A 13,287-nucleotide genomic window follows, 5' to 3' on the forward strand; every position below is an offset into this window, starting at 1 on the left:
CCTGAATTCGGGGAGGGGCCGGGGGTGGGGTCGGTACTACCCCGCAATCCACCGCGACTCGTACGGTGCGAGCTCGCCGTGTTCGACCGTCTGCGGCTGATCGCTGAAGTTAAACAGCGCGAGCACCCGCTCGCCGCCGCCCGGCGCAGTTCGTTCGAGGGCGAGCACGCGCCCGTCGTTGAGCGTGGATGCGCGCTGCGACCCGAGTGGATGAAAGGCGGGGTGGCCACGCCGTGAGCGCACGAGATCGGCGTAGGCGTTGAAGACCTGCGCCCGGAACGTGTCCGCGTCGCGCAGTTCTGCCTCAAGTGAGTTGGCGTCGAGTTTCGCGCGGTTGATCGCGCGGTTATAGCCGAGTTGCTCGACTCCCCGCGACATCATTGCGCGTGCCGACGAGGCTGTGCAGATAAATTGCCGGGACGCCGCTCAGCGAGAGCATGACGGCCTGCGTCAGCAGAAAGCGCTTGATATGCTGACCCGGCGTGATCTCCGGCGCTCCGGTCGCATCGACATAGGTGATGTTAAGCTCATACGGCTTCTGGCCCCCATCGGGGAGCGCGCGGTAGCTGACGCGCCCGCCGTTCGCTTCGACGTGGGCGATCATCTGCGCGAGTTCGTCCGGCGCTAGAATCCCCTCGACCGGGCGCAGACCGATCCCGTCGTGGGAGGCGGTGAAGTTGAAAAACGTGGTGCGCGGGGTCGGCGCGGGCAGGCTGTTGATCCAGTCCGCCAGCTTGACCGCGTGTCCGGTGATCAGCGTGTGCAGCAGCAGCGGCGGCAGCGTGAAGTTGTAGACGAGCTGCGCCTCATCCGCGCGCAGGTAGGAGATATTTTCGGCGTGCGGCACGTTCGTCTCGGTGATGAGGATGACATGGGGCGCGGACACATCGAGCACGGCGCGGAACAACTGGATCACGGCGTGGGTTTGCGGCAGGTGCAGGCTGTTCGTCCCGGCGACCTTCCACATAAAGGCGATGGCGTCGAGGCGGATGACTTGCGCGCCCTGTTCCACGTAGTACAGCAGCACGTCGAGGATGCGCAGGAAGGTCGCGGGCGCGCGGAAGTCGAGATCGACCTGATCGGCGCTGAAGGTCGTCCAGACATGCACCGTTTCGCCGTCCGCTTTGGTGAACGGGGTGAGCAGCGGCGAGGTGCGCGGACGCACGACGGCGCTCAAATCCGTCTCCAGCGCTTCGGTCATGAACAACTGCGTATAGTCAGGATCATCGGCGAGGAAGCGCTGGAACCAGTCGCTCTGCGCCGACATATGATTGATCACCGCGTCGAACATCAGTCGATAGTCACGGCTGAGCGCGCGTACATCGTCCCAGTCACCGAGCACCGGGTTGACCGCGTAATAATCGATCACCGAGAAGCCGTCATCCGAAGAATACGGATAGAACGGCAGAATGTGCACGGTGTCGATCAAGTCGTAGGCATTGTCGTCAAGGAAGTGACGCAGCGTTTGCAGCGGCTGTTCACCGTCACGGCGCAGTGTGTCGCCGTAGGTGATCAGGGTGATCGTCTTTTCCGAGAAGTAGTCGCCCTGCGCGGGCGGCACATGGAGTTTACGCAGTCGCTCGCCAATCTGGACGAACAGCGACTCGACCTGCTCCGGGTACAGGTCGCCGAGCAGTTGGCGAATTCGATCAGAAGGGTTCATCAAAACGCCTCAACGCTTCTTCCAGTACGCGGCGCGCGACCGTGTATGAGAAGCACTCGGTCGCCACACGGTAATTAGTCTCCGTCCAGTCGTCCCGCAGCGCCGCATCGTCGATCAGGCGGCGGGTCTGTGCGATCACGTCCGGAGTGAGGTCATAATGATACTCAACCGCCTTGATTCCGCGACTCTTGATGTCTGCTACATAGACCGGATACGTATGGATGATGAACGGCTTGCGGAAGTACATCATTTCCAGCATGGCATTACCGAAGCCTTCGTAATCGCTGGGATACGTCGCAATGTGCGCCTGCGGGTAAATGTCCCACAGCGTATACACCCGGTGGCCGTTCCGTTCGCCCCGCTCCGCGCCGATGTAGTCGGCAATGAACTGGTAGCGAATACCCGCCCGATCCGCTTCCTCTTTGAGCCATTCCCCGTAGCCGCCCGCTTCGTCGCCTTCGTAGCCCGTGATTAGCAGCACGAGGCGCGGATCGTCCAGCTTGCGCATCAGTTCGACCGCCTTCTCGATCACCTTGCGGCGGATGACGCGCGTGGGCTGCAAAACGATCAAGTCGTCGGCGCTTAAGCTAAGTTCCGCGCGGAAGGTCAACGCGTAGTCGTCGGGCGGCGGCGGTGAATTTTCGTAGTCGAAGATGTTGGGCATGTACAGCGATGGGATGCCGCGCCAAGCGTACAACCGCTGCTGCATCACCGTGCTGATCGACAGGTGGCGCACGGTTTCCAGCTTGGGCGGAAACGCTTCGTCGAGGATGCTCTGAATGCCATTGTTGATGAAGCGCGTGCGCTCGAAATAGTAGTCGTGCGAGTGACACAGCACCTTGACGCGGTTGCGCCGCGCCAGATCGGCAATGGCCACGCCGAGCGCCAGATTCATAGGGATGGCGTTGGCGTTCTGCGAGACGATCACCTCGATGCCGTACTGCTCGACAAACGCTTCGAGTTCACCGCGCAGGTAGTCGGCGCTCGCGTAGATCTCGCGGAAGAGGCGGGCAGGCGGGTGCGCTGTGCTGAACGCCTCGTCATGCAGACGTTTCGCTTCGGGGTGGGTGAAGTGCATCTCCGGCACGAGGCGCGCGGGCGGCGTGACCGGATCGAGTTCGCCCGCGCAGTAAAACGACGCGTGACCCATCTCCCGCAAGATCGTCACCAGCTTGGCGACTTCGAGGCTCACCCCGTCGACGCCAGCCAACCGCGTTGAGACAAAGCCAATGTTCATGGCTTAAATGCTCCCAATTGATCACGCAGACATAGGCCGCATTTGGCCACGCAAACCAGTGGCGCGCTACAACTTCACCTGTCATGGGATCGTAGGCTTCGGGCAGCGAACCGTCCCTTTCCCCAAGTTTCCGCAAATTGCGATGGACTATAGAGTCATCTAGGTGCTCGACAAGAAGCTGCAATTCTTGAATATCACCCAGCGCCCACGCCGCTTTGGTATGCACCGATCCCAAATGTCCCTCAAACCACGCCTCTTTATTCGCAGGCGAGAATGCAAAGTTCATTGTTTCTATCCATACCGGATCAGTCGCGTCGCACCAGCCCCAGGTTGGCGCGAGGACGGTCGGGAAGTCGTTGGCATCGTGATACAGGTGATGATTACCGCTGCCATCCGTCGCATAGGCGTAGATACGCTTACCGTTCCAGTCGGTGATGAAATAGCGATCCACGGCGGCGCGCATGTCGTCTTTGAGCGTTCCGGTATCCACGCCGAGCCGATTCAGCTTGTCGAGCGTCTTCCAGAACAGAATATGACTCGATAGGTGAAACGGCAGCGCAATCGGGTCATCGGCGGGCGTTTCGTCGGTGGGGAAGAGCGGCGCGAAATCAGCCTTGCGCGCGAACAGCATATCGAGGATCGCATACATGTGGCCTTCCAACCGCTGAAACGTTGTGCGATCACCCGTTTCCAGCACATATTCGGCCAGTTCGAGCAGCGGGAACACCTGCTGATCCAGTTGAAACGACGGGTCTTTGATCATGCCGTTGGCGAGGTAGCTGCGTCCCCACGCGCCATCGACGCGCTTGGCGATCTCGAACATCCAGATCAGGTGGCGGCGCACGATGTCGCGTTTGCTCTTTTGCTTGACGCCAGCTTAACAGCGCGCATGCGAGGTAATAGGCATCTCGATTCCATGACAGCGGCAGCAGCATATGATCGGTCAGGAAGCAGACGCCTTCGCCTACAGGAATCGCCATGCTCAGACTGTAGAACATCCCCCGCCACCAAAGCGGATCATCCGGCCCCGAATAGGCAGCATAATGTCGAAGCCATGAATTCTGGATTTCTCGGAGAGCCGCCTCAATATGATCCGCCGTTGGCGGGTAGAACGAGATCGCGTGGCTCTGCGCTTCCAGCGCGTTCATCCCCGTCGTGAAGCACAGGATCACGTCATCGCCAATTAGTGGCAGGTTGAGCCGCGTTGCACCGACCGTTTCGAGTTCATACGGCGCGCCACCAAAGTTTGCGATGAGGCACACAGCGGCGGGCAGCGCGGGATTCTCAATTGTCCATATTCCGATTGAACCATGCCGATCAAACGTGACATTCGTTTCAACCGGCGGCGCAGGGATCACGCCGCCTTCGGTGATCTGCGTATAGGCACAGCGCTGCACAGACAGACGACCTTGTATGCGCGCCGGGATGTCGTTCAGCTTCCAGCGTTGATAAGTCGTCACACCGTACACGAAGGTATCGGCTTCGACTTCGCGCCCGTCTTCAAAGGTAATGTCTGTACCGTGGTGCTGCCATTCGATTCTCGCTGTGCACCGACTGGATCGGCACGTCGAACTGCACGCCGAACCCCTCCAACTCGGCGAGGCTTTTGCGATAGGCGCGCACCGCCGCCACATCGTAGCGCTGGTCGTCGGGGAAGGGGTCGGCACTGGTCAGCGTGACGTAGCCGTGTTCCGGGTGGTAGAAGTTGAGCGCGATGATGCGCCCGGACTGATCGACGCTGCCATTGATGCCATTCGCGCCGAAATCGAGCGGTTTCATGCTGTCACCTGCGCCACAGCCGGCGTAATCGCCTGACCCGTGTCAACATTCATCCAGCGGATTTTCGCCAGCGGGAAACGCAGCCACACCTGATCACCCATTTTGATCGGCGAATCGGGCGCGGTTGAAACTTTCACAATGTCTGAACCCACGCGCGCCGTGAGGAGATTTTGCGCGCCCAACGGCTCGACCACGTCGACGATGACGGGCAGCGTATCGGGCGTCGGCGTGGTGACGACTTCCATCGCTTCCGCGCGAATGCCGAGATAGATGTTTTTACCGTCGTAAGCGGGCAGGGCCGACTGGATAGCCGGATCGGGTGTGATAGTGAAATCGCCAATCTTGACGACATACGCGCTGCCGCTTTTCTGCACCTGCCCATGCACGAAGTTCATCGGCGGGTTGCCGATGAAGCCGCCGACAAACTGATTGCTCGGCAGGTCATACACGCGGGTGGGGACGTCAATTTGCAGGATGCGCCCGCTCTGCATCACGGCGATGCGGTCGCCCATACTCATCGCTTCGATCTGGTCATGCGTGACATAGATGGTTGTCGCGCCGAGACGTTTGAGCAGTGACTTGAGTTCGGCGCGCATTTCGAGGCGCAGCAGCGCGTCGAGGTTGCTCAAGGGCTCATCCATGAGGATGATGCGGCTCTCGTAAGCGATGGCGCGGGCAACGGCGATGCGCTGGCGCTGACCACCACTCATCTGGGAGGGATAACGTTCGAGCATGCCCTCGATATGCAACAGCTTGGCGGCATGGTCTACGCGCTCTTTGATGTGCGCTTTGTCGGCGCGGCGCATTTTTAAACCGAAGGCGATGTTATCGTACACCGTCATGTGCGGGAAAATGGCGTAGTTCTGGAAGACCATCGAGATGTTGCGGTCGCGCGGCGCGAGGAAGGTCACGTCGCGCCCGCCGATGGTGATGCGCCCATCGTCGACCATGCCCAACCCGGCAATCGCGCGGAGGAGTGTCGTCTTGCCGCAGCCGCTCGGGCCGAGCAGTACGACGAACTCGTGTTCGTGCACGGTCAGGCTGACGTTATCAATCGCCGTGAATTTGCCGAACCGTTTGATGGCGTTTTCGATCACAATTTCGGACATAAAACCCTCTATTTATTAATCGATCCCCACATGTTGAACAGGTAGCGCCGAATGAAGAAGATGAAGATCATCGTCGGCAGGAGCATGAAGAACGCCGCCGCAAACTTGAACGGATCGCTCGATTTATCCAGATTGTACAGGATGTGGGCGGGCAGCGTGCGGTTGTTGCTGGTGAGCAAAATCGCGGCGAAAACCTCATTCCACGAGAGCACGAACGTCAGAATGGCGGACGCGGCGATCCCCGGCAGCGCCAGCGGCAGCACCACATTGAAAAACCCCTGAATTGGTGTGCAGCCGAAGATCTGTGCCGCCTCCTCGAATTCATAGGGCACGCTGGCGAACACGCTGGAGACGACGAGCACAGTCGTCGGCAAGGTGAGTGCAGTGTGCATCAGCGCCAGCGTGACGGGCTGATCGTACAAGCCGAAGCGGATGAAGATTACCGCCAGCGGCACGGCCAACACGACGATGGGGAAGGCGCGCACCGAGAGCATCAGCAGGCGGATCGCGTCACGCCCGCGGAACATATAGCGCGCAATCGCGTACCCGGCGGGCACGGCAATGATGGTCGAGATCACGAGCGTGAGCACGGCGACGAGCACACTGTTGCCCAACGCCCGCAGGATGCCTTCACTGTTGATGAAGAAGCGCAGCGAATCGAGCGAAATCGGATTCGGGAAGAAGTCTTTGGGGAAGGCGCGCACCGCATTGGGTGTGCTGAACGCCATGTCGGTGATCAACCAGATGGGGAGCAGAATCCAGATTGCCAGCAGCACGGCGACGACATACACGGCTGCGCGGCGCACGCGCAGGCGGAGTTTCGCCCGTTGGCGTTCACGTTCATTCGGGAGCGGAATTGGCCGCTCCAGCGCTTGGGTGCTCATGCGGTTTGCGTGGCCTCCTCTTGGGAACGGACGGCACGGAGGTAGAACAACGACACGCCCAGTGAAATCAGCATGATGAAGACGGAGTAGGCTGCCGCCATGTTGGGACTATTGAAGCGGGCCGGGTCATACCAGCGGAAGGTTTCATTCGCCAGCACGGTGAGGATGTCACCGCCCGTGATGGCGATGACGATGGCGAATACCTGAAACGCGAGGATCGTGCGCAGAATCAGCGCGACTTGCAGACTCGGCTTGAGCAGCGGCAGGATGATGTGTCGCAGGCGCTGCCACATCGATGCGCCGAAGACTTCACCCGCTTCCATATAGTCACGCGGGATCGCTTGCAGCCCGGAGACGATGATCACCATGACAATGGAGGTCGCGCGCCAGATTTCTGCCAGCACGATGATGGCGATCATCCAGCCCATTTGCCCCGCCTGAATGAAAATGAACGGCAGGTCGAGGATGCCCGCTTCCACCAGCAGTGAGTTCAAAAAGCCGCGCTGCGTGAAGATGGCGAACCACAGAATGCCCGATACCAGATCGGACAGGCCGAGCGGAATCGCATAGATGTAGAGGAACAGGCTGCTAAAGCGGATCTGGCTTTGCAGCACGAGCGCCATGATGATCGCCAGCACAAACTGTGCGGGAATGATCAGGATGATGAGCAGGACGGTCGTCCACAGCGCGTCGTCGAAGCGAAAATCGGTGAACATGCGGTTGACGTGCGTGAGCGAGAATTCGCGCACCGCTTCGCCGGAGGTGACACGCGCGGTTTCAGAGGTGCGGCGGTTCTCGATGAACAGGTTGCGAATGCTGACCCAGCCATCGACGGTCGCGCCGCTGTCATCTTCCGCCTGGACGCGGTACCAGAACACTGGACGCTGCGCGCCGCTGGCGAGTGTCTCCTGCTGTTCGCTGCGCTCGGTGATGCGCACTTCAGTTTGCAGCGCCAGAGCGCCGGTCACGGGCGCTGTGTCGCTCGGCTCGGCGCGCAGATTCAGGTACTGCCCCTCGCGCGTGAAGGCGAGCTGGGCCGCCTGCGTCATGGGATAAAGAAAGAACAGCGCGAGATAGATCAACGAGGGCAAAAGTAATAAATAGGGAATCCAGCGATGGCGTTTCATAAGAAAATCTACTTTCGCCTAACTGCTGACGTGAGGGATTTGCGCCCGGCAAGTTGGTGTGAGGACGAGAGACGGTCTCGTCCTCGGCTCGATTTTTGACAATTGAAAACACTCAACCTCACCCCAACCCCTCTCCTTTAGGAGAGGGGATTTAGGGGTGAGGCTATCGTTCGTTACATGCCGCTGGCGAGCTGGCAGGCACCTTCGCTCGCCGGATCCGGCGCCCAGCATGGCGCGCCCGTTTCGTCGAGCAGCGTTTGCAGGATGACCGCCTGTTCGTCGAGCACGGTCTGGATCTCGCCGCCATCGATCACGATGCGCGTGAAGGCATCGCGGAAGATCTGGTTGAGCTCACCGCCGCGCGACCCCAAGCCGATGGGCAGCAGCGCGACTATCGAATCGGGCGAGGTGGCCTGCGCCGTGACTGCCGCCGCTTGTTCGGCTGCGCCTTCAGACAAGCCGCTCATATCCACTCCGGAGATTACGGGGTAGAAGCCGAGCTCGCTCAGGATGCCGGATTGGACTTCCGGCGACAGCATGTAGCGAATCACTGCTTGGGCCGCTTCGGGATTAGCCGACGTGAACGGAACCGCCAAGCCCGCGACGACCGGCATGAAACCGCGTCCCGCCGGGCCAATGGGCGCGGGGAAGGCGATGAAATCTGCCGGGCGTTCGTCGAAAGCACCCTTGAGGCGCGCCACGTGGTCAAACGCCACGAGAACTTCACCGGAGAGCAGCGGTTCCTGCATGAACTCATAGCTGATCGACTGCGGGTTGACATACGGCCACAGTTCGTCGCGCAGGAACGCGAACGCCGCCGCTGCTTCGGGGCTGTTGAACTGCGTGACCATCGCTCCCGTGAACGACGGGAAGAAATAGCCTTGCAGGAAGCGATGGAACAGACCCGCCACCGGGAAGCCGAGCTTGGCTTCGCCTGTCGCGTCGTACATGTTCTTCGCCCATTCGGCCAACTGCGCCCAAGTGAGCGTGTTCACATCCGCGCCTTCCGGCAGATATTCGAGGGCTTCATTGCTGGCCGCCATTGTGTAGGTGGCCTGCATCCACGGGATGTAATACTGATAATCTTCGGTACCCATCCGTCCGAGTTCAACATACGCATCGGAGATGTCGTATTCCGTCTCGATGTCGTTCAGCAGATCGGTGAGGTCGAAGACGAGGTCTTCGTTGGCCAGCGTCGGGAACGTGCCATGCAGCGCGCCGATCACATCGTTGACACCGGAGCCGCTCTGCGCTTCCGCGCGCAGCAGGTCGAGCATGGGGCCTTCTTCCGAGGGCACAAATTCGATCGTGCCGTCGGCATACCCGCCCAGCACACCGCGGAATTTCTCAGCTTCTTCGACGACATTGAACTGTGTAGAAATCAAAGTGACAGTTGGGCTGTCTTGCGCGACGACAGGCAGCGCAATGACGGCGAGGAGGAGGACACTCAACAGGATAAAACGATATTTTGTGGACATTTTTTACCTCTCTAGAACGAGCTATACAGGATGAAGAAGCGAGTTACTTCACACTGATCTGCCGTGCATCACCTCCTTAGTCCAGTTGATTCGCGAACAACAAGCCGGGCCGGAAGCAGAATCTGCGTTTCCGGCTGGGTCTGCCGGGTGATGAGCTGCACCAGCATGTGCAGCAGCCGCTGACCAATTTCGTAGACGGGTTGATGCACCGTGGTCAGCGCCGGGTGGGCGAATTCTGCCGGGGGGATGTCGTCGAAGCCCGTGATCGACAGGTCGTGGCCGACGACGAGCCCGCGCTTTTGCGCCGCGTTCATCGCGCCCAGCGCCATCAGGTCATTCGCGCACACGATCCCCGTGATCTCGGGAAACCGATTGAGGAGATCGTCCGTGAGCGCATAGCCGCCCGAGCGCAGCAGATCGCCGTGCAGCACATAATCAGTGCGATAGGGTAGGCCAGCGTTGACGAGCGCTTCGGCATAGCCGCGCCGTCGATATTCGGTATAGGCGAGTTCGGGAGGTGGCAGCAGCAGCGCAATCTCACGATGGCCGAGCGCGATCAGGTGCGCAGTAGCTTCGCGGATGCCAGCCTGACTGTCGGCGTCGATATACGGGAAGTGCGATTCCTCAGTCGGCGCGCTGCGCCCGGAGACCGCGAACGGATGCTGCATGTGTTTGAGGTACTCGATACGTTCGTCGGCCTGCCGCGTACGGGCGACGACCATACCGTCCACGCGCCCACCCCCCACAAAGCGCCGGTACGCGTCCATCTCGTGGGCGCCCGGGGTTTGGGCGCTGATGAGCAGGTCATAGCCCGCGCTGGCCGCGGCATCGCCGATGCCGCGCAAGAGCAGGTTGAAGAAGTCGTTTGAGAAACTTTGGTCGTTGGCCGGGATGATCAGGCCGATAGTCTGGGTGCGTTGGCTGCGCAGTTGGCGAGCGGGTTCGTGTGGCTGGTAACCGAGCTGGCGCGCCGTTTCGATGATGTGCTGGCGTGTCTGCTCATTGACGTCGCTGAAGCCGCCGAGCGCCCGCGAAATTGTCGTTACCGAATAACCGGTTTTAGCTGCTAAGTCTTTTAGTTTTACCATGTGACCCGTCAATAACAACCAATAATTGCACTACTTTTGGTCATCCGAAACGTTTCGGATTACGATAACTATAAAATATCACCAGTATTTCTTTACGTCAAGTTACTCGTGTATACGAGAAGCGTAATTAATCAAGATGCGGGTCTGTTTTGACCAGTGCGCTGCGGCTTTTCAGTTCGCTGAACGGGGACGCCAAGCCCTGATGAGTAATTTCTTTGAGGTGTTAAAGCGGATTTCGAAAGCCGTTAATTTGCGATTCAAAGGGTACCAAATTAGCCCCTCAAACCCGACCCCTTTTCCCATACAAGCGGGCAGAAGGTGAGAAACGTCGCTATTGTCCCTCTCCCCACTGTCGTGGGAGAGGGACAATAGAGCAGCGGGCGGGGTGAGTTTGTTGAGCCTTGTGGGCGTTCCTCTGACTCACGCTGCTTGGGGTTCGCCTTCGTGCCACTCTTTTTGCTTGACAGCCTTGCCGCCAAACTGACCGAGCAGGCGCGCGCCCAACCACCACAGCCCATACATGAGGAACACCATCAAGTACTCGATAGCCGGAATGCGGATGATCTCGTTGGCTTGATACGGCGCACGCAGCACAAGATACGTGAACAGGATCGAGAGCAGGTAACCCGCTCCAAACAGATATTTGACCCACGGTTTTAGGCCCAGGCCGTGCATCTGCGTGACGATGAAAATCGTCAGGAAGCCGAAAAGGAACATATAGACGATACCCGTTCCTTGACCGAGAGCGATCAGCGCGGCATGGGGTAAGACGATGATTTCGAGCAGGAAATTCCACTTCCGGTCCAGATGGGCGCGTGTGAACATCAATGAGCCTTGCAGCATGACGAGGATCACGTGCAGGAAGCCGAAGATGTGCCCAAACGTCGGCACCATGGGGTGAAACCAGAAGGTGAAGATCACGGCGAAGCTGAAAGCGTACCCGTGATAGCGCCGCAGCCAACCGTAGAACTCTGTGCGAAAGTTAAGCTTTTTGCCGAAGAACATGCCGCGGCGGCGGTTTTCCAGCGCGATGATCACAAACAGCATCATGATCACCGTGAACTGCGCCGTCCAACTCGGTAAGTCCTGCGCGATTCCATCGTAAAAGATCGCCGTTTGTCCGTAATGCAGCACGATGAACACCGCGTTGATCGCGAGCGCCCAGTAGTTCGCCGGGCGGAGTGTGCCCGTATATTTGCTGTAGCGTTCCTGCGCCCACCATGTCGCGCCCCAGATCAGCAGGTTGTGCACGGCAAAGCCGATCCATGCGGTCGCGGCGTTCCAGAAGTTGGGCGTGGCCAGCTGCCACTCATAGAAGAACCCATCGCTCAGGTCGGGCGTGGCCAGCTCAAACTGTGTCAGCCAGCCGCCGAGCGCGATGATCGCCAGGCAGATGATCAGGGTGAACCAGATGCCGAGATTGAGCGCCGTTCGGTCAGAGATTGAGCGTTGGGTTGTGGTCTGAACAGGGGGTAGTGCCGTCATACGATCCCATTTCTGTGTGGATGCTGATGCTTGGGTGCGGATGATAGCCGGGGTAGATGAGCACGGTTTAAGCTGAAGATGGGAGCTTCATAATTTACACCACACGGCAGCGACTTTTAGGCCGGGATCGAGCCGCAGTGCCTGTGTGTAGTAAGTGCGCATCCTGCTCACGTTCGATACGGTGCAGCCTGAAATGCCAGTCTGCGTCAAACGTTCCGTGTTGACGCAAGCTTGCCTCGTCAAGGCGCGGCGAACGTCCCGTCGAGGACGCTGTCGACTGGCTAGGATGTCCCCAGCCAGATCTGTTGACAAGCGTGAAAATCGCTGATATCGTTATCTGATAACGATATCAGAAAAAAGATTCTTTGATGACGAAAAAGGCTTCTAGTTCTCGAAATCCAAATCGTGGGGTCACCATCGCCGATGTCGCAACTGCGGCGGGCGTCTCCGTGCCGACCGTGTCGCGCATCCTCAACGGCAAAGAATACGTGGCGGAAGAGACGCGCCAGCGCGTTCACGAGGCGATTCAGGCGTTGGGCTATGCGCCGCATACGCAGGCGCGCCGTTTACGGGGCGGAGCGAGCATGACGCTCGCGCTCCACTATCCGATTGAATCTCCGCACGAACTCAGCAGCGTGCTGGAAACGCCGTACATCACGGGCGCGGCCGCCGCCGCCAGCGAAAAAGAATACTTTCTCAACTTCCTGATGTCGCAGCTCACGCCCGACTCTTTGCTCACCATGTACCGCAGCAATCAAATCGACGGGCTGATCCTGCTGCAGGTGCGCATGGACGACTGGCGGATTAATCTGCTGCGCCAGCAGCCTTACCCGTTCATCATGATCGGGCGGTGCGCCGATTTAGACGGCTTGAGCTTCATCGACCTCGACTTTGAGCTCGCCATGCGGCAGGCGTTCGACTACCTCGTCCAGCTTGGGCACCGGGATATCGGGTTTTTGACGTATCCCGAGGATTGGCGCATCCGCGGGATCGGCCCGGCGGTGCGCTCGCTCGACGGTTATCGGCAGGCGCTGAACGAATACGGCGTACACAGTTGCTACCGGGAAATTGGCCTGAACAGCGTCGAAGAAGGCTTTGAGGCGACGCTGGATTTGCTGCAGGAAAACCCGAACCTGACGGCCATTGTGACCGTCCGCCATTTGACGGCGGCGGGCAGCATCAAGGCTCTGGCGCAGCAGGGGCGGTCAGTACCCGGCGATTGCTCAGTGATGGCGGTCGGCTTTGGCGGGAATTTAGCGAGCGTGGTAACGCCCTCGCTGACCACGCTGGAATGGTCGCCGTATGAGATCAGTTATGAGGCGACTTTGTTGATGACGGAAACACTCGCGGCACAGCAACCGCTGACCAAGCAGCTGCTGGTGCCGCCGCAACTGGTTGTCCGGGAAAGCACACAGGAGGTGAAGTAGTTCCCGGTTT

At 59.4% G+C, this 13,287-nt stretch carries 12 protein-coding genes and 1 pseudogene; 1 reads left to right on the forward strand and 12 read right to left on the reverse strand.

Features of this window, described 5'->3' with window-relative positions:
• Positions 1 to 36: 36 nt before the first annotated feature.
• The 12 genes and pseudogenes from IPK17_RS34230 to IPK17_RS34285 form a co-directional block, all read right to left on the reverse strand.
• A complete protein-coding gene (locus tag IPK17_RS34230) occupies positions 37 to 381 on the reverse strand; it encodes a DUF3459 domain-containing protein (RefSeq protein WP_343422210.1) in 345 nt (114 codons plus the stop codon).
• Positions 347 to 1,663 (reverse strand): alpha-amylase family glycosyl hydrolase, encoded by a 1,317-nt coding sequence (locus tag IPK17_RS34235; protein ID WP_343422211.1) that lies wholly within the window; start codon positions 1,661 to 1,663, stop codon positions 347 to 349. The genes IPK17_RS34230 and IPK17_RS34235 overlap by 35 nt, the downstream gene beginning before the upstream one ends.
• Positions 1,650 to 2,900: a glycosyltransferase family 4 protein gene (locus IPK17_RS34240; RefSeq protein ID WP_343422212.1), complete on the reverse strand. Its 1,251-nt coding sequence runs from the start codon at positions 2,898 to 2,900 to the stop codon at positions 1,650 to 1,652. Before IPK17_RS34240 ends, IPK17_RS34235 begins: the two co-directional genes overlap by 14 nt.
• 37 nt (positions 2,901 to 2,937) lie before the next feature.
• A pseudogene (locus IPK17_RS34245) lies at positions 2,938 to 3,663 on the reverse strand (glycoside hydrolase family 125 protein); the annotation flags it as partial.
• Positions 3,581 to 4,360 (reverse strand): hypothetical protein, encoded by a 780-nt coding sequence (locus IPK17_RS34250; RefSeq protein ID WP_343422213.1) that lies wholly within the window; start codon positions 4,358 to 4,360, stop codon positions 3,581 to 3,583. The pseudogene IPK17_RS34245 and the gene IPK17_RS34250, both read right to left, overlap by 83 nt.
• A 40-nt stretch (positions 4,361 to 4,400) precedes the next feature.
• Entirely contained in the window at positions 4,401 to 4,679 is a 279-nt protein-coding gene (locus IPK17_RS34255; RefSeq protein WP_343422214.1) for a hypothetical protein, read from the reverse strand.
• A complete protein-coding gene (locus tag IPK17_RS34260; protein ID WP_343422215.1) occupies positions 4,676 to 5,788 on the reverse strand; it encodes an ABC transporter ATP-binding protein in 1,113 nt (370 codons plus the stop codon). Before IPK17_RS34260 ends, IPK17_RS34255 begins: the two co-directional genes overlap by 4 nt.
• Before the next feature lie 8 nt (positions 5,789 to 5,796).
• Entirely contained in the window at positions 5,797 to 6,672 is an 876-nt protein-coding gene (locus IPK17_RS34265) for a carbohydrate ABC transporter permease (RefSeq protein ID WP_343422216.1), read from the reverse strand.
• Positions 6,669 to 7,799, reverse strand: a complete 1,131-nt coding sequence (locus IPK17_RS34270; RefSeq protein WP_343422217.1) for an ABC transporter permease subunit — start codon at positions 7,797 to 7,799, stop codon at positions 6,669 to 6,671. Before IPK17_RS34270 ends, IPK17_RS34265 begins: the two co-directional genes overlap by 4 nt.
• A 173-nt stretch (positions 7,800 to 7,972) precedes the next feature.
• Entirely contained in the window at positions 7,973 to 9,277 is a 1,305-nt protein-coding gene (locus IPK17_RS34275) for an ABC transporter substrate-binding protein (RefSeq protein ID WP_343422218.1), read from the reverse strand.
• Between the two features lie 68 nt (positions 9,278 to 9,345).
• Positions 9,346 to 10,365: a LacI family DNA-binding transcriptional regulator gene (locus IPK17_RS34280; protein ID WP_343422219.1), complete on the reverse strand. Its 1,020-nt coding sequence runs from the start codon at positions 10,363 to 10,365 to the stop codon at positions 9,346 to 9,348.
• 420 nt (positions 10,366 to 10,785) lie between these two features.
• Positions 10,786 to 11,850 carry a hypothetical protein gene (locus tag IPK17_RS34285; RefSeq protein WP_343422220.1) on the reverse strand — a complete coding sequence of 355 codons (1,065 nt, stop codon included), beginning with the start codon at positions 11,848 to 11,850 and terminating at the stop codon, positions 10,786 to 10,788.
• Positions 11,851 to 12,218: 368 nt separating this feature from the next.
• Here IPK17_RS34285 and IPK17_RS34290 point away from each other — a divergent pair, with 368 nt between their 5' ends.
• The gene (locus IPK17_RS34290) at positions 12,219 to 13,277 is read left to right on the forward strand and encodes a LacI family DNA-binding transcriptional regulator (RefSeq protein WP_343422221.1); all 1,059 of its coding nucleotides are present in this window, start codon (positions 12,219 to 12,221) and stop codon (positions 13,275 to 13,277) included.
• The last annotated feature ends 10 nt before the right edge of the window (positions 13,278 to 13,287 follow it).

This window comes from Candidatus Flexifilum breve, assembly GCF_016713355.1.